At 36.9% G+C, this 21,061-nt stretch carries 22 protein-coding genes; 18 read left to right on the forward strand and 4 right to left on the reverse strand.

Annotated elements, in window-relative coordinates; all coding sequences use genetic code 11:
• Positions 1-8 precede the first annotated feature (8 nt).
• Positions 9-740, reverse strand: a complete 732-nt coding sequence (locus D1Z92_RS00510) for a Crp/Fnr family transcriptional regulator (RefSeq protein ID WP_128893684.1) — start codon at positions 738-740, stop codon at positions 9-11.
• A 271-nt stretch (positions 741-1,011) separates the two neighbouring features.
• Between D1Z92_RS00510 and D1Z92_RS00515 the strand changes: the two genes are divergently transcribed.
• The 11 genes from D1Z92_RS00515 to D1Z92_RS00565 all read left to right on the forward strand — a co-directional run bounded on the left by D1Z92_RS00515 (position 1,012) and on the right by D1Z92_RS00565 (position 12,276).
• Entirely contained in the window at positions 1,012-1,755 is a 744-nt protein-coding gene (locus tag D1Z92_RS00515) for a glycosyltransferase (RefSeq protein WP_128893685.1), read from the forward strand.
• Complete coding sequence (locus D1Z92_RS00520) at positions 1,752-2,720, forward strand: glycosyltransferase family 2 protein (RefSeq protein WP_240666514.1); 969 nt, start codon at positions 1,752-1,754, stop codon at positions 2,718-2,720. The genes D1Z92_RS00515 and D1Z92_RS00520 overlap by 4 nt, the downstream gene beginning before the upstream one ends.
• Positions 2,720-3,673, forward strand: coding sequence for a Yae1 family protein (locus D1Z92_RS00525; protein ID WP_128893686.1), 954 nt, complete (start codon positions 2,720-2,722; stop codon positions 3,671-3,673). The genes D1Z92_RS00520 and D1Z92_RS00525 overlap by 1 nt, the downstream gene beginning before the upstream one ends.
• A 262-nt stretch (positions 3,674-3,935) precedes the next feature.
• Complete coding sequence (locus D1Z92_RS00530; protein WP_128893687.1) at positions 3,936-5,006, forward strand: Gfo/Idh/MocA family protein; 1,071 nt, start codon at positions 3,936-3,938, stop codon at positions 5,004-5,006.
• 16 nt (positions 5,007-5,022) lie between these two features.
• Positions 5,023-5,727, forward strand: coding sequence for an acyltransferase (locus tag D1Z92_RS00535; protein ID WP_128893688.1), 705 nt, complete (start codon positions 5,023-5,025; stop codon positions 5,725-5,727).
• A 40-nt stretch (positions 5,728-5,767) separates the two neighbouring features.
• Complete coding sequence (locus tag D1Z92_RS00540) at positions 5,768-6,751, forward strand: CgeB family protein (protein WP_164931369.1); 984 nt, start codon at positions 5,768-5,770, stop codon at positions 6,749-6,751.
• Positions 6,752-6,756: 5 nt separating this feature from the next.
• A complete protein-coding gene (locus D1Z92_RS00545) occupies positions 6,757-7,866 on the forward strand; it encodes a DegT/DnrJ/EryC1/StrS family aminotransferase (RefSeq protein ID WP_128893690.1) in 1,110 nt (369 codons plus the stop codon).
• Position 7,867: 1 nt separating this feature from the next.
• Positions 7,868-9,175 carry a nucleotide sugar dehydrogenase gene (locus D1Z92_RS00550; protein ID WP_128893691.1) on the forward strand — a complete coding sequence of 436 codons (1,308 nt, stop codon included), beginning with the start codon at positions 7,868-7,870 and terminating at the stop codon, positions 9,173-9,175.
• Positions 9,176-9,187: 12 nt separating this feature from the next.
• Positions 9,188-10,699 (forward strand): DNRLRE domain-containing protein, encoded by a 1,512-nt coding sequence (locus D1Z92_RS00555; protein WP_128893692.1) that lies wholly within the window; start codon positions 9,188-9,190, stop codon positions 10,697-10,699.
• Positions 10,700-10,748: 49 nt separating this feature from the next.
• Positions 10,749-11,486, forward strand: a complete 738-nt coding sequence (locus tag D1Z92_RS00560) for a CAP domain-containing protein (protein ID WP_240666515.1) — start codon at positions 10,749-10,751, stop codon at positions 11,484-11,486.
• Positions 11,487-11,598: 112 nt separating this feature from the next.
• Complete coding sequence (locus D1Z92_RS00565; RefSeq protein WP_128893693.1) at positions 11,599-12,276, forward strand: YhcN/YlaJ family sporulation lipoprotein; 678 nt, start codon at positions 11,599-11,601, stop codon at positions 12,274-12,276.
• 39 nt (positions 12,277-12,315) lie between these two features.
• Here the strand turns inward: D1Z92_RS00565 and D1Z92_RS00570 are convergent, their stop codons facing one another.
• On the reverse strand, positions 12,316-12,729 hold the full coding sequence (locus D1Z92_RS00570) for a hypothetical protein (RefSeq protein ID WP_128893694.1): 414 nt from the start codon (positions 12,727-12,729) through the stop codon (positions 12,316-12,318).
• A gap of 52 nt (positions 12,730-12,781) precedes the next feature.
• A complete protein-coding gene (locus D1Z92_RS00575) occupies positions 12,782-13,765 on the reverse strand; it encodes a glycosyltransferase family protein (protein ID WP_128893695.1) in 984 nt (327 codons plus the stop codon).
• A gap of 204 nt (positions 13,766-13,969) precedes the next feature.
• On the opposite strand from D1Z92_RS00575, the gene D1Z92_RS00580 reads away from it, so the two are divergent.
• The 4 genes from D1Z92_RS00580 to D1Z92_RS00595 all read left to right on the forward strand — a co-directional run bounded on the left by D1Z92_RS00580 (position 13,970) and on the right by D1Z92_RS00595 (position 17,270).
• Positions 13,970-14,908, forward strand: coding sequence for an NAD-dependent epimerase/dehydratase family protein (locus D1Z92_RS00580; RefSeq protein WP_206099694.1), 939 nt, complete (start codon positions 13,970-13,972; stop codon positions 14,906-14,908).
• 145 nt (positions 14,909-15,053) lie between these two features.
• Positions 15,054-15,275, forward strand: a complete 222-nt coding sequence (locus tag D1Z92_RS00585; protein WP_128893697.1) for a helix-turn-helix domain-containing protein — start codon at positions 15,054-15,056, stop codon at positions 15,273-15,275.
• A 241-nt stretch (positions 15,276-15,516) separates the two neighbouring features.
• Entirely contained in the window at positions 15,517-16,257 is a 741-nt protein-coding gene (locus D1Z92_RS00590; RefSeq protein WP_128893698.1) for a class I SAM-dependent methyltransferase, read from the forward strand.
• Between the two features lie 35 nt (positions 16,258-16,292).
• Positions 16,293-17,270 carry an MBL fold metallo-hydrolase gene (locus D1Z92_RS00595; protein WP_164931370.1) on the forward strand — a complete coding sequence of 326 codons (978 nt, stop codon included), beginning with the start codon at positions 16,293-16,295 and terminating at the stop codon, positions 17,268-17,270.
• Positions 17,271-17,413: 143 nt separating this feature from the next.
• Here the strand turns inward: D1Z92_RS00595 and D1Z92_RS00600 are convergent, their stop codons facing one another.
• A complete protein-coding gene (locus D1Z92_RS00600) occupies positions 17,414-17,908 on the reverse strand; it encodes a phosphatidylglycerophosphatase A family protein (protein WP_128893700.1) in 495 nt (164 codons plus the stop codon).
• Positions 17,909-18,104: 196 nt separating this feature from the next.
• Between D1Z92_RS00600 and D1Z92_RS00605 the strand changes: the two genes are divergently transcribed.
• The 3 genes from D1Z92_RS00605 to D1Z92_RS00615 all read left to right on the forward strand — a co-directional run bounded on the left by D1Z92_RS00605 (position 18,105) and on the right by D1Z92_RS00615 (position 21,036).
• On the forward strand, positions 18,105-19,115 hold the full coding sequence (locus D1Z92_RS00605; RefSeq protein ID WP_128893701.1) for a GerMN domain-containing protein: 1,011 nt from the start codon (positions 18,105-18,107) through the stop codon (positions 19,113-19,115).
• A 555-nt stretch (positions 19,116-19,670) separates the two neighbouring features.
• Positions 19,671-20,432, forward strand: coding sequence for a ribonuclease PH (gene rph / locus D1Z92_RS00610; protein ID WP_128893702.1), 762 nt, complete (start codon positions 19,671-19,673; stop codon positions 20,430-20,432).
• Positions 20,413-21,036 (forward strand): XTP/dITP diphosphatase, encoded by a 624-nt coding sequence (locus D1Z92_RS00615; protein WP_128893703.1) that lies wholly within the window; start codon positions 20,413-20,415, stop codon positions 21,034-21,036. Before rph ends, D1Z92_RS00615 begins: the two co-directional genes overlap by 20 nt.
• Positions 21,037-21,061 lie beyond the last annotated feature (25 nt).

A 21,061-nucleotide genomic window follows, 5' to 3' on the forward strand; every position in this document is an offset into this window, starting at 1 on the left:
TTATCTCCTTACATTCTACAAATTTCGGGAGGACAATTCGGGCACATGACAATGTTTTTCAGATAGGATAAGTCTGTGACGATCATTTGACCTTGTTTTATCACCACAGCATTGTCTTCTCGAAATTGTTTTAACGTACGATTAATGTTTTCTCTAGATGTTCCTATCATATTTGCTAACTCTGTATTCGTTAAACTCGTTTTAATGACAAACCCTTCCTCTGTCATTTTCCCGTAAGAATTAACAAGTCGAATTAAAATAGAAGCAAGCGCCCCTTTTTTCCCAAACAACAGTAAATCTCTTAGCCTCGCTTCGTACATCTTCTGCGTAATGCTAATCCACTTAATAAATTGCAAAGCAAATTCTCCGTCACTGGAGATAATGTCTTCTAGTGCATTTCGATGTATAACCAAAATTTTCGAAGTCGTCACACATTGTCCAGTGGCATTAAACTTTGGTTTTTCTTTTGTTCCCATCTCAACAAAAAAATCATGCTTTTGTAATAAACTTAAAATAATTTCTTTTCCTTCTTCTGTAGATTTTGTAATTTTCACTTGTCCATCCAGGACTAAAAAATGCTTATCTGCAGGTTCTTCTTCCATGAAAAGAAAAGAGTTAGATGGATAAGTGACTTCTTTACCTGCTTCTAATAAAGTATCAAAGTGTTTTTGTGACATATAATCTGTGATCTTGTTCATTTTCATGCTGAAATTGGATACTGTACATGGATGCTCTGTCATACTCCGGCCCCTCCTATTTCATTCTATCTTTCTTTAGTAATACATATTTTATGAATAACGTCAACATTTTTGTCTTTTTGTATATATTGATTGTAAACCTTACACTTTAAAAATCAGAATCAGAATGTAACATGATAATGTATGTCATGAAGCATACCCAATTCGCATGACAATAGATTTTTTACGCATTTTACTAATTGCAGTTGCATTATGGACCGATACTGAATATTTTATTCAATAGATATTATATAGAAGATTGAGGTGAAATTCCATGGTTAATCCATGTATAAGCTGTTCACCCCATCCCGTAGTTTCATTTATTGTCACTACAAAAAACAATATAGCTATGTTAGCGAGAACGATACATGAAATATCTCTTTTAACTTATCCTTATGAAGTGATTTTGGTTACGGAACGAAATAATCATCATATGATTCATGCTGGACAGCAAATGGGAACCATCCTTGAGTTTCAAGACAAGTCACCTCTCCTCTTTCATGGTCGTACGAAAGGTGCAATCAAGGCAAAAGGTGAAGTGTTAGTTTTTATGAATGAACATGATTTTCTCTCCACTGCAACGATAGCGAGGATGACGGCGGAAATCTTGTCTGGAAGAACGGTAATATTTGAACTTCCTCCAATCCAAAACGTCATCCGAGGTATCGATTTGGCGAAACGGGCGTTGAATTCCATTTTGCAACCTAGCTTGAAATCAGCATCGATGTTGGATGTTCCATATGGAATGCATAGATCCACGTTTAACAATGTCACGGCAGCATCTTTAGCAAATCCCGCGTTGGCTTTAGCCAAGACGATATTTAAAGGTTTCCCTGTGCAAGTCTACCCATTTTATGATGTACAAGTGAGTGAATTACTAAAAGTAAACCAACTAAATGAATTACATTCTGTCATTGTTGGAGATCATCTGGAAGCGATTCACTGGATCACTTTGCATACGAACCAACGTGGCAATAAGACGGACTTGGAACGCAAACGAGAGGTGATCCATCAGTGACTCATAACGTAAATAATTTAGTCAATAGCGCTTGGGAACGAGGTTATCATGATGGTTTTGCACATTCACAACATCAAGGTGTTTTTTCTTTAAGAGATATTCACAGAACATGGTATCAATGGATGAGCGAAGTTGCTTTAACAGGGCTAGAAGGAGAACTCTACGCCCTTTTATCCTCTACTTATTTTCAATCTTATTGTTCTTTTTATCCCGACTGTTATCATAAAAAATTATTGCTTCCCACCTCCAAAAGCGTTTCCGTCATTGTGACAGTGAGGAATGAACAAGATACGGTATGTAAAGTATTAAATGAACTTGAAAGGATTTCATTTGATGAGATTATAGCGGTTATTAACGGAACCACCGATCAATCCTATCACCTTATCAAACACGAGTATCCTTCTGTTACTATTGTCAATTACTTTCAACCTCTGGGGCATGACGTAGGTAGAGCGATTGGTGCGAAAGTAAGTCAAGCAGATATGATGTTGTTCCTTGACGGAGATATCGTGATTCCGGCAGAACAATTAATGCCCTATGTGTATAGTATCAACACAGACTTAGATATTGCGCTCAATAACATAGAACCCCTCATCAGACATCTTCCTTCCCAAGATCATGTCACGGTGTTGAAAGAGTTTTTGAATTACGTACTTGGTCGAGAAGACTTAGAGATGAATTCTTTAACTGCTATCCCACATGCCATGTCCAGAGAAGCCATTCAAGCCATTGGATTAGATAATTTAATTGTTCCACCAAAAGCATTTGCTATTGCCATTGACAAAAAGCTCCGCATCGGTTCTCCCGCTTCTATAGATGTACTTACAACAAATAGAGTAAGAAAAGAAAATAGGGGTTCCATCAATCCCGTTGCTGAACTCATCATTGGTGACCATATTGAAGCACTACACTATATGATGAGCCTGTATGGACCTCGTTTTCATGAGAAAAAAGGAGCTACGTAATGAGTAGGCCATGGAAACATAACATGTATGATCGCGGATATGATGATGGATATGACAGGGGGTATAAAGAGGGATATAAAGAAGGGTACAATGAAGGTTACCAAAAAGCAAAAGATGAAAAAATAAAGCTCAGCTCTGCTTATCATATGGGATGGGAAGAGGGATTGTATAGCGGTGGGGAAGGTGTTCTAGAGTATACCTTATTAAAAAATAAAATATTAATGCATGTCAATCATCGTGAAATATTACAAAAGGGTCTTGCTTCATATAAAAATAACATCGTTCCTATTCAATCTCTGCAAGAAGTATGGGATCAATTATACGATGCATTGGAAAAGAAAATAGCATATTCGTTCATTAGACTTGGTGATGGAGAGCTGTTGACCTTAGCACAAGGGAATGTACTTTCCGATAAAGATATAAAAAAATATGGACCTTTTCTTCCATATGCGGGAGTGACGATACCGAATACACATGCAAAATCGTTGCTTTTGACTTCACTCATAAAAGCTACATTAATTGGTATTCCACTAAAGCGTTCGTTTCCTTTTCAAAGGTTAGCAGAGCAAGTATTAAAAACAAACAACATTAACTTGAAATCATTACCATTAACGAATTCCTTGATTAATTATCAGATGTATGAAAATAATCTTATTTTAAAATTGCTGAAAGACAGAAAAATTCTAATTATCGGTAATGTGGCTGCTTTATTTGCGCGTAAATTAACGCAACATTATCATTTGAGCGTGAGTGGATACATTCAACCTGTAGATGGATTCTCCAACCTTCAAGAAGTCATTCAACAAGCCGGCCAATTTGATTATGATATTGCCTTAATTTCAGCAGGAGTGGCAGCCGTAGTTATCGCTGAAAAAGTTGCTAGTACGTACGGTAAAGTTGCCATAGACTTTGGTCATGTAGCGGATTTGATGATAAGGGATTCATCGTGTTAATGTTGCATAAAAAATCTTGAAATATCAATACCAAGTTCCATCGTTATTGCATCCAAAAGTTAGAGTAAAGAAACAATCTAGCTATTGAGGTGTTTTTTTATACGTATACCTATTTTATTTTTTTTGCTAGTAAAGATAATCGCCTTCGCCCTTTTTAACATATGATATTAGAACTAAATCGGTTGCTTCACGCAACCACCCAGCAACTACACATTAACATGAATATGAAATATAAATAACAACGTTGAAAGGGGAAGGGGTTGTGAATTTTGCAATTATAGGATGTGGCTTCATTGGAAAAAAACATGCAGAACATTTGGCTAAAGTGAAAGGATGTTCATTAGTTGCAGTCAGCGATATATACGAAGACAAGATGGAAGAAGTGATGCAGGCTTATAAAAAACAATATGAACATATCTCAAATCAACATCATCATATAGAAATAAAACAAGTGAAGCAATATCGATCACTGCTTGATGATAAAGAAGTTGAAGTCATCATTGTCGCCACTAGTACAGGATTCCACGAAAAAATTGCACACTTAGCACTGTCTCATGGAAAACACGTCATATGTGAAAAACCGTTGGCGCTTTCTTTATCAGAAGCTACTAAACTTATCTCTTTAGCGAAAAAGAAAAATCTTTATTTTGGTGTTTGCTATCAAAAAAGGTATTTATCACACCTAAATGAAGTCAAACAAATCATCGCGAATGGACATTTAGGTCATATCATTAATTGTCAGATGCATCTTTATTATAATCGTAACGATGAATATTACCGTAAATCTGATTGGAGAGGGACATGGGAACAAGATGGAGGTGTGATGTTAAATCAAGCTATTCATAATATCGACATGGTGACCTGGCTAGTAGAATCCACCCCAACATCTGTATTAGGCAAAATAGAAAAAAGAAAAAGGAAGATAGAAGCCGAAGATACAGCTTTTTCTATCGTTCAGTTAGAACCAAATATTCCGTTTTATTTCTATGCGACCGTTTGCAGTGCTCCACATGCCATGCATGAGTCCATATCCATCCTAGGTACATCAGGCCGTATCCAACTATCTGGGAAATTTTTAAATCATGTAGATGTCTGGGACGTTCAAGCATCACTTCCAAGATGTAATACAGTCCATTCTCCCATGATCATGTTATATGAAGATGTCATTCAATCCATACACAACAAGCAACCATCTAAAATTGATGCGGATACTACACTTTCCTCATTACACATTATTTTTGGCACTTATATGTCAGCTAAAAAACAAAAGAAGATTACATTACCTCTAAAACATTTTCAATTACATGATATGAAAAGCTTCACATTTTCTTAAGAGGCAGGTAAAAAACATGAACCATTTTTTGCATGAAAATATCAAGGTAGGACACAACTTCGAGAATGGATACTATACGGTTGTTCATGAAGGCGTAACGATTGGAGACGATGTTACACTTGGTGATCACACGGTCATATTGCCTCATGTTGAAATTGGCGACGGAGTTACAATTGGATCGCATTGTGTTATTGGCAAGCGACCTGCTTCCAATCAAAGGATGAAAAGAAAAAGTGACAGTGTACGCCCATTAAAAATTGGAGCGAACACCACCATTGGTTGTTCTTGTGTGTTATATGCGGGAAGTGAAATAGGTAAAGATGTATTCATTGGTGATTTGGCCTCTATACGAGAAAAGGTGCAAGTAGGAGAAACGACTGTGATCGGTCGCTCGGTTCACATTGAACTTCATACTATGATTGGATCTAATGTAGTACTTCAAACAGGGTGCTATGTTACAGGAGATACAGTAATCGAGAACAATGTATTTGTTGGTCCATGTGTTTCGATGAGTAATGATAAATATATGGGTAAACGTACGATAGCCTATGGAGGACCAACCATTTGTGAAGGAGCAGCGATAGGGAACAACGCTACATTGTTACCAGGAATTACGATAGGAAGAGAATCCATTGTAGGCGCAGGGGCTGTTGTAACGAAGCATGTGCCAGCTCAGTCCGTATATGTTGGAAATCCCGCCAAATCCATTACTCAAAAATAAAGTGATAATGGAAAGACAGGCAGAAAGGTGGCAGTCTTCAATGCGTGTATTGTGCTTGATGACATTAGATCGATTTAGATTAAATCTTGGCTGGGCGCTGGAAAGTATCGGTTATGATGTCTATCACATTAATGAAATACAAGAGCAAAGCCTAGAAGAAGCAATACAAATTCATAAGCCGGATATGTTTTTTGATGTCGGATGGGATGTGGAGCACTGTGACCCAAACAAACTTAAGATTTTAAAAAAAGTATTGAAAAAACACGATATCTTTCATGTTTACTTTGCAGAAGAAGATGAACTGCATTTTGAGCGATGGTCGAAACAATATGTATTGTTGATGGAACCGGAGTTTGTCATTACGAGAGGAGCGGAGTGTGTCCAATCTTATGATTTAATGGGATTTAACGCCATGCATATGGACATTGGTTGCAATGTGGAATTTCATTATCCAACGATGCCAGATCCTGAACTCCAATGTGATATATCGGTTATTGGCAATGTCCAGTTCGCTTGGGACATCTATCGAAGACAATGTATTAGAGAGTTAATTGTACCGCTATTCGATACCGGCTTTGATGTGAAAATTTGGGGCAAAGACTGGGATGACGATGAATTCAGCTTTCATTTTGAAAAATATCCGCCAAAACGTATGATGCAAGGTATGCTCCCTTATAGCAGAACACCAGCTGCATATAATGCTGCCAAAATAAACATCGGAATACAGTCAGTAGAAGAACAAATTAGCAACAGAGCGTATGAAATTATGTCTAGTGGTGGTTTTCTCCTTACTTCCAATACGGAAGCTGTGCAGCGCCACTTGATGCCAGGTCAGTATTGTGTCACGAGCAACTCAGCTCAGGAAACCATTGAACTATGTGAATACTATTTGACACACGAACAAGAGAGAATTGCGATTGCAAATAGAGGGATGCAGTATGTTCATGCGAACTATACTTATCAAAAAATCTTGCCTCCAGTCATGAAAGTAGCAGAACAACACATATTAAGGGGAAGGGGATAATCATTTTGCATGTACCATTCATTGAACTAGATAAAGAGTGGAAATCACAACAAGAGGAAATTATGACTGCTATACAACAGGTGATAGACAAAGGTCAATTTATACTAGGAGAATCTGTTCAATTACTAGAAAAAGAAATCGCTGCATGTTGTGGAGTACAGCAGGGCATTGGTGTCGCCAATGGTACAGATGCTTTGGTCTTATTATTACAAGCATTAGGAATACAAGAAGGAGACGAAGTGATTACGACCCCGTTTACATTTTTCGCTACGGTGGAAGCCATTATACAAGTGGGTGCAACCCCTGTATTTGCAGATATAGAAAAAGATACGTTTCTTATTAGTCCAGAAGAGGTAGAGCGTAAATGTAATCATAAAACAAAAGCCATTATCGCGGTACATTTGTTTGGGCAGATGGCAGATATGAAGCATTTAAATCAAATTGCTCGAAAATATCATGCTTACCTCATCGAAGACGCTTGTCAAGCCTTAGGTGCTAGTAGAGAAGGAGAATCCATTGGTCGTTGGAGTGACGGTGCAGCCATATCGTTCTTTCCTACTAAAAATTTAGGTACTTGTGGTGACGGAGGGATGATTGTAGTTCAAAACGATGAACTAGCATCCAACCTGAAAAGATTAAGAGCGCATGGCGCAACACAAAAATATATTCATGAACAAATAGGAATGAACAGTAGATTAGATGAAATTCACGCAGCTATTTTACGTGTTAAATTAAAAAAATTGAAACAGTGGAATGAAGAAAGAAGAACATTAGCAAATAACTATCGCGATATGCTGCAAGATTTGCCCGTACAACTTCCAACTGAAGTACCACATTCATATCATGTTTATCATCTGTATACGATTGTCATTGAGGAAAGAAATAAACTGCAAAATTATTTAAAACAGGCAGGTATTGGAAGTGGTGTATACTATCCTGTTCCTCTTCATTTGCAAAAGCCACTCATCCCATACGGTTTCAAATTAGGAGATTTCCCTAATGCGGAATATGCATGTGAGCACTGCTTATCTCTCCCTCTATTTCCAGGGTTAACAGAAGAGCAACAACAAACCGTTGTGGAACAAATCAGCTTGTCATTAAGAGGTGTTCAGTAGCATGCGAAGCTATGAAAATATACTAAAAAAAATTGAAGACTACAGTGCAACACTTGGTGTAATAGGATTAGGATACGTAGGTTTACCCCTTGCTGTAGCAAAAGCACAAGCGGGATATAGAGTAGTTGGATTTGATGTGGATACGGAAAGGGTGAATTGCCTGCAAGCAGGTTCATCTTATATTCGAGACATATCCAGTGACGACATCAAAGATCAAGTTGTTCACGGTCGTTTATCTGCAACGAATGACTTTTCTATTATGAAGCGATTAGATGCTATCAGTATTTGTGTTCCGACTCCTATTGATAAATATCGTCAGCCAGATTTAACGTATTTAAATGCAGCGATAAAAGAAATCGTCATTCATCTCCCATCCACGATGTTAATTATTATAAACAGTACGACTTTCCCAGGTACAACAGAAGAAGTCGTCAAACCGATCATAGAGAAAAAAGTAGGGGCAATAGGGGAGGATGTTTTTTTAGCGTATTCACCTGAACGAATTGACCCTGGAAATAGACAATTTCAAATTAAAGGCATACCAAGGATTGTAGGTGGTGTGACAAAACAATGCACTACATTATCCGCTAGATTATATGAAAAAGTGTTGAAAGAGAAGTTGTATAGGGTAGATAGTACAGGAATTGCTGAAATGTCCAAAATAGTAGAGAACACATTTCGATTAGTCAATATCGGACTCATTAATGAATTAGCTGTATTGTGTCATAAAATGAACTTAGATATATGGAAAGTCATTGAAGCTGCAAGTACGAAACCATATGGCTACATGCCATTTTATCCTGGACCAGGCATAGGAGGGCATTGTATTCCTGTTGATCCTCACTATCTTGTTTGGAAAGCGAAGGAATACAACTATAACACGCAGTTAGTTGAAATAGCAGCACAAGTCAATGAATCGATGCCTTCGTTTGTCGTATTCCGCATGACCATGATGTTAAACGAAATGAAGAAAACGATGAAAGATTCTAATATATGTATTATTGGAGCTGCATATAAGAAAAACGTAAGCGATTTAAGGGAATCGCCTGTGATGAAAATTTTCGAACTATTAGAGTTATATGAAGTAAATTGGAGCTATCATGATCCCCATATCGCAAGTATTGATTTATTCGAAAAAAATAGCGTTGCTCTAGAACCTAATATAATGGCACAACAAGACTTGGTGGTCATAGCGACAGACCATGATTGTATAGATTACCAATGTATAGCGGATCACGCTAATGTTATTTTTGACACCAGAAGCAAGATGAGTACGATGAAGTGTCAAGGTACGTATGTAAAACTATAGTGAGGAGGGATCATGATGCTTATTTACTTACTTGCGGACTCTTCCCATACGCAAGTAAAAATCATGAATGAAACCTTAACAGCCCGTGCGTGGGAAATTGAACACTCACCACAAGATGCGTTTGAACATTGTAGAATGGAGAATAAACACCCTTTTATTCTTCACTTTGATGTAGCTTCCATATGTAAACATATACCGCTCCTAAAATTAGCAAAAAGAAAAAATGCCGTGCGAATGTTACATGTATTTAACGATGAAATTAGTAAAAAACATATAGCAGGTCGACACAATCCATACGCGTCTTTAGTATCTGAAGAACATCCAGATGAAAATAAGAAGTGGAAAACGATAAAACAATATGCATCCCTTTTTTCTTGTTGCATCGTTTCTGATTATATGGTGGCTAATGCACTGAAAAAATATTTTCAACGTATCTATGTTTTACCTGAGATGATTCATTTTCGCAATTTATCCCCAGTCTACACCTGTACTTCCGAAGAACCAGTCATTGCTTATGCTAAAAGAGATAAAGAAAGTGAGCAGGTTGTACAACGCATTTTTAAACAATTAGCTGAAGCAGGTTTTGATTTTGAAACTAAAGCCATAGTGCCACACAAATATGAGGATAGAATAGATGATCTTTGTCAGGCGAATATCATCATGGATTACGATTTGCATGGGTCACTAAACTATTTTACAAAAGTATGCATGGCATTAGGCAAGCCAGTGGTAACACATATCTCTAAAGATATTTACACTCGATTACCTGCTGAAATTCCACTCCATCACTGTTCTCCTCCAAAATTATATGAAAAATTACAACACCTCATCTCACATTACAATGAATGGATAGATGCAGGGCATGAAAATAGAAAATACGTTAAAACATATCATGAACCTCAGCAGACATGCTCCCATTTAAAGTGGATATATCGTCGTGAATATCAAATTATGAATGGAAATGAAGTGGGTTTCCCATCTGTGGTAGACTGTCAGGATTATGTTCCAAAGCAATTCAGAATGGACTTGAAGACACGATATATTACGACGAATCATGAAGTAATAACGAAAACATACGAAATAAATGAAACTCCCTCTGCCCCGTCCCTTCTACGTTATAAGCCGGCTTTACAATGTTTTCGTAAAGAAAATGAAGGCATTTGTTTTAAATTTAGTATGGATCAAATGGAAGAACAAGACCAAATAAAACAAGCTAAACTCATTGTTCCTTTTCAAAAAGATATGGAGCAATTTGAACTTTACATCATGAAAGAGGACTGGGACGAAAAAGAAATGGAACAGACGTCATTCACCCAAAAGCAAATGGAACTCGCTTTCTGCGTAGATTTAACAAATAAATATAAAGAGACAAAATCTACATTGGAATGGGAATGTACGCCACTAGTTAGGCAATGGTTAGAGAATCAACAACAAAATTTCGGTTTTTTCTTAAAAAATAATATGAAGTTAACTCCTGAAATCGTCTTGGAAACAAGTAACAATGAATCGACTCGTATGTTCTAGGATAGAAGTTGTCATATTAGAAATATACACATTATAGGAGTTGAATACATTGAAATATAAAAGCATCATGAAAAAATGTAGCATAGCACTATTGTGTAGTATGCTTATTTTTTGTTCTGGAATTGGACATGCCGAGGCTTTTGGTGTTGGTGCAAAAGGTCCGGATGTTTACGCCGTACAATCCATGCTTAAATCCATTGGCTATTTTGGAGGTACTATTGACGGTATATATGGTCCGATGACAAAGCAAGGCGTCATGTATTTTCAGAGTAAATATGGATTGCCGCAAACAGGTGCTGTGGATTCGAAAACGTTACAGTCTATTTTATGGGCCTATGCCAATGTGAAAATAAGTAAGGCACCACAGCAACAACCAGAGGAACCTAAGCAACCAACAGAGGGGTTAACTGAAGACGAAAATTTAATGTTGTCGTTAGTGAATCAGGCAAGAGCAAGTGCAGGTCTACCTGCTTTAAGTATCGATTTGCAACTAACAAAAGCAGCGAGAGCAAAAAGCCAAGACATGATCAATAAAAATTATTTCTCTCACCAATCCCCCACGTATGGTTCCGTGTCTCAAATGTTAAAAACATTCGGTATTTCTTATCGCGCTGTCGGAGAAAACATTGCATGTAATTCATCTACAAACGGCGCACATACCGCATTAATGAACTCTTCAGGCCATCGAGCCAACATTCTTGGTTCTCAATATACGTACATTGGTATTGGCATAGTAGATGGCGGTAAGTGTGGAAAAATGTTTACCCAGCTATTTATTAGTAAATGACGTTGTAAGATATTTGGTACGTATTCCAAACATTGTAGAGCATGAAAATAAACCATTAACCCCATCCTAAGAAGGAACAAAAAACATTACAGGATGGAGGAAATACATCAAGATGAAATCAAAATGGTTATTGTTAACGATAAGTTTTATGTTCATTTTCTCTGCAGCAGCTTGTACGAACGACACAATGGATGAAGGTCGCGAGCAGGAAAGAATGAATAACTACAGCACTCGCAACAACATGGGTATGAATAATATGGAAAGAAGGGTTGATCCATATTACAGTAACAGAGGGAACACGATGGACAGAATGAACCAAACTACACGTCGTTTCTCTTTTAATCAAAACGCACGGTTTGAAGTTGGTCAAGCTATCGCAGATAAGTTAACCAAACTACGCGAAGTGGAAAGAGCCAACGTGTTAGTAACAGATAACAACTGTTTCGTTGCTGTAGACATGAATGACCGATTTGGGTACAGAAACAACTACAACGGTTACAGACCATATAACACAAGTGATCAGTTTGCTAATGATAATTTGACTTCTGCAATGAAAGATAAAATTAGAGCTGAAGTAAAAAAAGTAGATCATGATGTGAAAAATGTTTACATCTCAGCTAACCCAGACTTTGTGGAAAGAATGAATGGGTACGCTACACAAATCAGACAAGGGAGACCTGGTACAGGGTTTGTGAATGAATTTAGTAATATGATTGAACGGGTTTTCCCAATGAATGCAACAAGAAATGATGATATGAGAATGAAAAGAAATATGGATTACAACAGATAATTAACGCCAGCCCTCTCCATTAGGTGGACGGGGCTTGTTTCACGTATTGGAAGTGTAAAAAACTAAGTAAGGCATGGCCGCTGCATGTATTTGCTCTGGATATAATATATAAATGCCGTGATTTTCTTCTCCTTTATTTCTTTTCCAATCTTGATATAAGTGCGTAATGGGTAAAATGAACTCTTGCGGATACGCACTGGCTTCTACTTGCTGAAGCAATTGTGCAGGCTGTGGAAAGTGGTGTTGATGAATGACATCCGTTTCGGACCATCCTTGAGATAACTGTTTTACTACGATGGTTCCGAAAGGAATGTTTTGTAATGGGATATGAAGTTTCATTTCTTTTAAGTAAGCATCTGGGAAAATGGTAATGTTGAAAGAAACGTAAGTTTCATTTTGCTTTTGTGCAAAACGGTTTGGAACATAATATATGCGATCACTAAAGTTGTTCACTGCATTTATTCACCCCTTTTGTTCATGGTCGTTCGCTACGATATCATGAAAACTAAATTTGTTTATAGATGCCCAGTAATTGAGAAGCAACAACTTCTTTATCATGTACTTCTTTAGCATATTGACTGCCTTTAAGGCCTAACTCTGTTCTAAAGTCTTTGTTTTCCAATAAGCATTGTAATTTCTCATATAACGTATTAGGATTCGCATTGGCAATGGGAAGTTCTGGTGGGAACTTATTCACTAAATCCTCTCGAATATAACCGACGATAGGTTTCCCTAAAGCCATACCTTCAACAGCTAACAAACCGTATGAACCACAGAGAATTTGATCGATAATAATGTCTGCTTTTTGGTAAAACTCTCTAGCTTTGTGGTGGTTCATTTTTTCAATGCGCATATAGTCAAAGTCGTAATTATGTTTCAATTGACGAATGACTTCTTCAATTTGATTGGTTCCTTTGAATTTGGGCTGTGTTGGTGCGTGAACGATAAGAGGTTTTTTATTGTTTACAGCAGCGTTTTCTGGTGTGAATTTATCAAGATCTATAGCAATAGGTACCACATGCACATGTTTATAGTATGGACTTACATACTCATATACTTCGTAATCTTGCACAATCGCATGTTCAATGTACGCGGCGTTTAATTTTAATCTAAATGTAATCATATCGTTTGGCGGGGAATCCTCTGTATTCACAAATGGGTTTTTAGCTTTAGCTATATCGTGAAAACGAACATCATTGCCCCAATGATGCATCAATACTTTTTTGTTTTTGTGTATCAACGTTTCTAAATCGGACCGATCGACATGCAATGAGCTGTTGTAATGGAAGTGAAATACATCGTAGAAATTCATAATATGATGTGCTATGCTCTGAATTTCATAAGCAGATACATTAATAATATGATCTTCGTAACCAAGATAAGAATGAAACGTGTTATATCCGCTAGCTATATGTCCTCTTTTTTTAAATTCTTTGCACATTATCCCCATCTGTCCTGCTATTTCAATCGTCCCGTGTAAGATCTTCATGGTATACCTCCTACGATTCGGGGTTGTTGCCATAATATATTCTTTTTTTTATGGGGGTTTGCACGTCCATGACAAATAAGGGTTACTGTCCTATCTTTGATGGTCACAGCACTTGTTATAAACATCTTCACGTCAAGCGAATAACATAAAGAAAGGTAAAATATTTGCAGCAAGTTACGACGTGTATGAATGGAGGAGAATGAAGTGAAATTTGAGCATGTTTTAGTTACCGGTGGGGCAGGCTTTATAGGATCTCAATTAATCTCTGCTCTACTTCCACTTGCATCGCATATTCATGTCATTGACGACCTTTCAACGGGTAGAATAGAGCATATCCCTAAAGCAGAACATATTACTTTTTATCACGATAGTATTAATAACGATATATTGTTAGAAAAAATTTTACCTAACATACAATATATATTTCATTTAGCGTGCCGTAATTTAATATTATCAGCAGATGATCTAATGCAAGATTTTCAAACCAACTTATTAGGCACGATGACGTTGCTGAACAAAGTAAAGACGCATGGTCATCAAGTAAAGAAAATAATGTATACTTCTACTGCTTCTGTATACGGAGATGCAGATATCCTTCCTACACCTGAAACGTACCATCAAATCAAACTTCCCTACCCAGCTAGTAAATTTTCAGCAGAACATTACTGTCATGTGTACTATCATATGTATCAACTCCCGATTTCCATATTACGATTATCGAATGTATATGGCAGAGGACAAGTAAAGGAAAATCCATATTGTGGAGTCGTCACAAAATTTTTTGAAGCCGCAATGAACAATAACCCTATTATTATTTATGGAGATGGAAATCAAACAAGAGATTTTACGTACATTGACGATGCTATTCAAGCGATATTGCTAACTGCGAAGCATCATGTGCATGGCCAAGTGTATAACGTGGGAACAGGTGTGGAAACAAGTATCAATACATTAGCGGATAGTATCACTACTTTATTAGGTCATGAAAATGGTGAGAGAATAAATAAAGAAAAGCGAGTCGTCGATACGGTAAACCGAAGAGTGATGGACGTTCGTTATATTGAAAAAGAAATAAATTGGAGAGCAAAATATAATTTGAGTGAAGGATTACATCATACGTTGGAATGGATCAAACATGTTTAAGTCTGAAGAAGATCATGTTATTAGACATAAAGTGCCCATTTTTACATTGTATGCTCACGAATAAAATCACTACGTCATAAAATATGTTGACTGTATCCCTTAACCTTGTAAAACCAAGCCCGAGCAAGGAGGGGTGGCACTATTGATGGGTACTAACAATCAAAAAAAATTCATTTTAACCAATCGTGAGCGAGAAGTGTTCGAATTATTAGTAAAAGACAAAACAACAAAAGAAATCGCCATGGAACTTTATATTAGCGAAAAAACAGTGCGCAATCATATATCAAACGTAATGCAAAAACTCAATGTAAAAGGCCGTTCACAAGCAGTAGTAGAATTGATTAGATTAGGGGAAATAAAAATATAATGCATGAAAGAAAGCAAGTATAACAAAAATGAATGCACTATTTAGTTAGCTAGTTCATATTTATCATCAATAGTGCAGGAAATCTTACCATGATAGTATGGTGGGAGATAACATTGCACATTTGACAAGAGCAAGGAGAAATCCTTGCTCTTCGAATGTAAAGAAGTGATATAGCACTTTATTTATGGAGAAAAATACATTAAAATGACATCAGAAGTTTAAAACGATGGATGTGTTGTATATGGAAAATTGGTATAAGCGTAGTTTTGGAGAAGATTATTTGGAAGTGTATAAACATCGGAATGTGCAAGGTGCGTATCAAGAAATACAAAATATGATGGGATGGCTGCATTTACCAAAAGGTGCAACCATACTAGATTTATGTTGCGGAATGGGAAGACATGCACTGGCGTTACATCATTTTGGCTATAAGGTGACAGGTATTGATTTATCTGAGGTGTTGTTAGATGAGGCAAGGAAGCTTGATGTCAACCACGATGTTGAATGGGTACATGGAGATATGAGACAAGTACCTATACGGAAACAATTTGATGTGGTGGTTAATTTATTTACTTCCTTCGGTTATTTTACTGAGGATGAAGAAAACATGAAAGTATTGTTGGAAATACAAAGGTTATTAAAATATAATGGTACATTTGTTATTGATTTTTTAAACCCACAATATGTAAAAGAAAACCTTGTAGCTGCTTCCGAAAGAAAGCAAAGTGACATGACCATCTTGGAAGAAAGAAGGATACAAGATGAAGCAGTGCATAAAGTTATCACGATTTTGAAATCAGATCAAATCAAAAAACAATACAATGAGCACGTCAAGCTTTATAGTTTAGCGCAGTTCGAAAACATGTTTGAAAAGACGGATTTAAAATTAAGCAACGTCTACGGTGATTATGACAAATCTCCTTATGATCAACACGTTTCTAAAAGAATGATTATGGTAGGAAAGAAGCTGAAAAGGCAATAAACACATAATACTGTATGTCACAAGGAGGTGATGCAATGGAGAGGTTAATACAACACGATCATGGTATATATCAAGTGAAGACGCCAGTTCCTTTTCCATTGAGATATGTTAATAGTTACTTACTAGAAGATGGTTCTGATGGGTACGTCCTCATCGATCCAGGATTACATAATAAAGAAACAAAAGAACATTGGAATCAAATATTAGCAGCGATGTCTATTTCGTTGCACTCTATACACAAAATTATCGTTACGCATCATCATCCTGATCATTATGGAATTTCCGGTTGGTTTCAACAACAAACCTCTGCCCCTGTTTATATGTTAGAAAAGGCATATGAAAGTACAATGTCATTCAGGAAAATAGATCGGGCTAGAGAGCGGCTGTCCTCGTTTTATTTGGAAGAAGGTACGCCGGTTGATTTCACAAAAGAATTGGATAAGAATTTCTTTTCCTTCGATCAGCTTGTTTCTCCCCATCCTGAAGTCACAATCTTAAACAAACAAGAAACGTTACGTATAGGTGAACGGCATTATCGCCTGCTAGAAACGGCAGGTCATGCTTCAGGTCATTTGTGTTTATATGAACCGAATGAAAAAATTATATTTTGTGCTGATCATGTATTACAAAGAATAACGCCTAATATTAGCTATGTACCAAATGGAGATGACAGAAATCCTCTTCAATCGTTTATTCAAGATTTACAGCGATTAGCAAAACTTGATGTAGTAAAGGCATTCCCTGGTCACAGAGAACCTATTACAAATTTCAGTCAACGATGTGAAGACATTATACAACACCATGAGGAACGATTACATGAAATGCTGGAATCATTAAATGAACCAGCAACTACGTACGATCTTTGCCTGCAAACGTTTGGAACCAGGCTGACGACACATCAGTTTCGCTTTGCAATAGGAGAAGTAGCAGCTCACTTAGTTTACCTAGTGTTGCGAGGCGATGTTAAGGTGGAACGAAAGAATCAAGTTAGGTATTATAGTAAAATTCAATAAATGTAACATTGAATAAAGAATGACATAGAAGTTTACGTCACAGTAGGCAGGCGTACAGCAATAAATATATCATGGTTGTAACAAACACCCAAAAAGGCGTTTACCTATATGGTAAGCGCCTTTCCTTTATTAACAATGAAAGTTTAATCAGTAGCGTCATGTGCAATACGACTGCTTGCTGCAGCAGCAATAGCACCAATAATATCATCTAGAAATGTATGTGTATCCTTATCGTTTTTATCATTTAGTTTCTTCAAAACCCCTGGCTTTACTTTGTCAATGTAACCGAAATTAGTCAATCCGATACTACCGTATACATTGACGATAGATAAGGCTAATATTTCATCTACACCATATAGCCCCTCATCATGCACAATCATCTCTTGTAAAGAAGGGATTAGTTGATTTTTTTCTGCTAAGATGTCTAGTTGTATTCCAGTTAAAACGGCATTTTGTACTTCTCTTTTTTTCAAGACTCTTTCAACACTAATCATACATTCTTCCATTGTTAGATTAGGTACGTAATCTTTTTGCAAATACATGACTAATTCCGCAATTTCTTCTAGTTTGATTCCTCTTTCGTCTAGCCAATGCAGTGTATCTTGTTCTATTTTTTTACTGTTTAAACGATAAGCCATCTAATCAACTCCTAGTCATAGTCATAATATGTCCAATTATTGCAACTAGCCATTCATCTATTATAGCAAATTTTTGACTGTCATTTTCATTATGAAATGCTGAAGGAGCTTCGAATGAGTAATTGGTCAAGTTGTGGTATAAATTTTTTGCAAGCTCGTATACATATAACAAAACAACTTGGGGAGGAGTAAAGGAATGAAATTTAAATATGGGGTGTTCTTTTTTTTATTACTGTTGTTATCGGGGTGTTCTATGCTAAGTGATTCACAAGAGACGATTGAAATTGATCCACCACAAATGGAACAAAGTTTAGAAGATTCTACAGGGCAGAATGATATGGTAGGAGACAATGTGGTTTCAATGGATATCACGATCTATGCTGAAGATAGCAATGACTTTATTGTTCCTTTAACACTAACTATTCCACAATCGGACGATGTAGCGGCGAAAACATTGGAACATATGGTGGACGGTGGAGTAGCAGACGACATGTTACCGGATGGATTTTCACAGCTGATTCCTCAAAATACAGAGGTGAAAGGAATAAATATTGTAGAAAATATTGCAACTGTGGACTTTAGTGCTTCATTGTTGAATTACGATGAGAGTAAAGAAAGAAAGTTGATCGAAAGTGTAACGTGGGCGTTGACTTCATTTCCTTCCATAGAGCAAGTGATATGGAGAGTAGAGGGCACAGATTTAAACGAAATGCCGCTTGCCGGTTTTCCATTAGATGTACCACTATCTAGACAAATCGGTATTAATATTGAGAAACCATATGATACACAACTAGGTTTATCTCGAGCTGTGACGTTGTATTTTCAAGCTGAGTCAGCAGAACAGTTTTCATATTTAGTACCCGTAACGAGATTAATTTCTACAGACGAAGATATCGCCATGGCTTCCATACAGCACTTGATTGAAGGTCCAAAAGCGGCAGGATTATATGGTGTGATGTTACCAACAGTGGAAGTGAAGGATATAGAGCAAACGGAGGAAGTCCTCACTGTCCATTTTACGGAAGACATTATGTCTATGGAGTCCACTATTGCTCCAGAAACGTTACAGTCTGTGCTTCTATCTCTAACAGAAAATACAGATGTGAACGAAATTAAAGTGATGGTAGAAGGGGAAATATTAACGGGTGAAGGCAATGAAAATCTTCCTATTATAAAACCACATCATCTGAATAAAATAGGGCTATAAAATCAAAAGATAAGTTGGATGAACGAACTTGTTCAACCAACTTATAACCGCTAAACCAAAGATGAAGAAATTACAAGATGAAAACCTTTACGCCTGGCACCTGAGGCGTAAACCTTGAATTCCAACATTTCATCATCTTTATAGATAAGTTGGATGAACGAACTTGTTCAACCAACTTATAACCGCTAAACCAAAGATGAAGAAATTACAATAATGTTTACGCCTGGCAACTGAGGCGTAAACTGTGTCACCATATGTCTTCATCTTTAAATAAGTTGAATGAACTTGTTCAAGCAACTTATTACCGCTAAACCAAAGATGAAGAAATTACAAAAATGTTTACGCCTGGCAACTGAGGCGTAAACTGTCACCATATTTCTTCATCTTTAGATAAGTTGAATGAACGAACTTGTTCAAGCAACCACTGTTCTTTTACTTTTACTTCACAATGGGTCAAGAAAAGTGCAAGTTAGTGAAATATAGCGTAATGTCTGTTAAAATGAGAAAGGCTATATTCTCAAGTGAGTAGGTTGAAAATACAAGGGGGAAAAATCATTGAGAGCAGATAAAAGAGCTTCTAATCAATTAAGGGTTGTAACTATTACTCCCCATTTTAATAAATACGCAGAAGGTTCAGTCATGATTGAATCAGGAGAAACGAAAGTCATTTGTACGGCTTCCGTAGAAGAAAAAATCCCTCCTTTCATGAAAGGTCAGGGAAAGGGATGGATCACTGCTGAGTACTCTATGCTCCCTAGAGCAACACAAACACGTAATTTTCGCGAGGCAGCAAGAGGTAAGTTAGGCGGAAGAACGATGGAGATTCAACGTCTGATTGGTAGAGCATTAAGATCTGTCGTTGATTTGCATGCAATGGGTGAAAGAACGATAACGGTGGATTGTGACGTTATTCAAGCAGATGGTGGCACAAGAACCGCATCCATCACAGGGGCGTTCGTTGCTATGACACTTGCCTTTGGCAAATTGTTAAAAGAAAATAAAATAAAAAAAATGCCCATTACTGAGTTTTTAGCATCTGTTAGTGTTGGGGTTGTAAATAATGAACCAATGTTAGATCTTAATTACATAGAAGATTCTTCAGCAAAAGTAGATATGAATGTGGTGATGACAAGCTCAGGTAAATTTGTTGAACTGCAAGGTACTGGCGAAGAAAGTCCGTTCTCAAAAGATGAATTGTACATATTGATGGAACTTGCTGAAGGTGGAATTCGCAATCTAATTCAAAGGCAAAAAGAAGCCATAGGTGCTCTATCGGAACGTGTAGGAGAAATAAATCATGACAAAAACAAAAAATGAAATTATTGTAGCAACAAAAAATAAAGGCAAAGTAGCTGAATTTGAAGCATTATTTGCTCCTATGGGTCTGCATGTAAAAAGTTTATTAGATTTACATGATGCTCCAGAAATCATAGAAGATCAGGATACGTTTTTCGGAAACGCTGAAAAAAAGGCGAGAATCATATCTTCACATTACAACATTCCTGTCGTTGCAGACGATTCAGGACTTTGCGTAGATGCATTAGATGGTCAACCTGGCATTTACTCCGCTCGATATGCGGGGGAACAAGCAACAGCGAAAGATAATAACCAAAAGTTGCTACAGGCACTAAGCGATCTTACTCCATCATCAGAAGGAACGCTATCTACTGCTAGATTTGTATGTGCAATGGCTTATGTTGACACGGCGAAAGATGTAACTATACTAGCTGAAGGCACATGTGAAGGAGCCATTTCCGATACGCTTCATGGAGAGCATGGGTTTGGGTATGATCCTTTATTTTATGTACCACAACATCATTGCAACATGGCACAATTAACGATGGAACAAAAAAATAAAATTAGTCATCGAACAAACGCACTACAACAGCTGCTTGAAAAAATGAAAGCAGCAAAGATATAAACTGTTTGTATTCGAAATAAGGAAA

The sequence above is a fragment of the Longirhabdus pacifica genome (assembly GCF_004115085.1).
Taxonomy (GTDB): Bacteria; Bacillota; Bacilli; order Paenibacillales; family DSM-105158; genus Longirhabdus; species Longirhabdus pacifica.